The following is a 718-nucleotide window of genomic DNA, read 5'->3' as shown; positions in this document are numbered from 1 at the left end:
TCTCATCGACGACGAGCAGCTGCGGCCTGCAGAGAAAGCGGATCCGCTGTCGCAGCATGCCCTCGCGCTCCGCCTTGGCGAGCGAGCTGATCAGTTCAGCAAGAGTGGTGAAGTAGACGCTGCGACCGGCCTTCACCGCCTCGACGGCGAGCGCCAGGGCCAGATGCGACTTGCCCGTTCCGGGCTGGCCGAGGAAGTGGACCACCTCATGGCGATCGACGAAGTCGAGGCCTGCCAAGGTGAGGACGCGGTTGCGGTCGAGGGAGGGCTGGAAGGCGAAGTCGAAGCCGGCCAGGGTCTTGATGGTGGTCAGCCGGCCCATCTTGAGCGCTGCCTTGATCCTGCGCCCCTCGCGCAGGGTCAACTCCTCGCTGAGGAGGGTGTCGATGGCCTCGAGAGCGGAGATCTCGCCGCGCTCGAGCTGACGCAGCAGGTGCTCGAGGACCTCGAGGGAGCGCGGCATCTTGAGGCCGACCAGGTGCTGGCGAATGCGATCCAGCGTCGCGGGAGCCGTGGCGTTCATCGTGGCAGGTCCCCTGCGGCGAGCCGGCGGCCGATCGTCTCGTAGATGGCCAGCGACCTCGGCGTCACGGTGCCAGGCGAGGCGGCGGGTTGCGCAGGCTCGGCACCACCCTGGCGCGGCGTCATGCTGTTACGTGGCGGTGGCAGGGTACGGTGGCCCTCGGCGATGCGGCGCTTGCCGCGGCCCTCGAGGACC

The 718-nt window shown here is 68.9% G+C and carries 1 protein-coding gene and 1 pseudogene; both read right to left on the bottom strand.

Translation table 11 applies throughout. The features are described 5' to 3' along the window. Positions 1 to 523 (bottom strand): ATP-binding protein (locus Q7A36_RS40485; protein WP_305109440.1); only part of this gene is annotated, 523 nt, incomplete at its 3' end. After that, positions 520 to 718, bottom strand: a pseudogene (locus tag Q7A36_RS40480) (hypothetical protein); the annotation flags it as partial. The pseudogene Q7A36_RS40480 and the gene Q7A36_RS40485, both read right to left, overlap by 4 nt.

This window comes from Paracraurococcus lichenis (genome assembly GCF_030657435.1).
Taxonomy (GTDB): Bacteria; Pseudomonadota; Alphaproteobacteria; order Acetobacterales; family Acetobacteraceae; genus Paracraurococcus; species Paracraurococcus lichenis.
The sequence above is the reverse complement of the archived record's forward strand: the minus strand, read 5'-3'. Positions and strand labels throughout refer to the sequence as shown.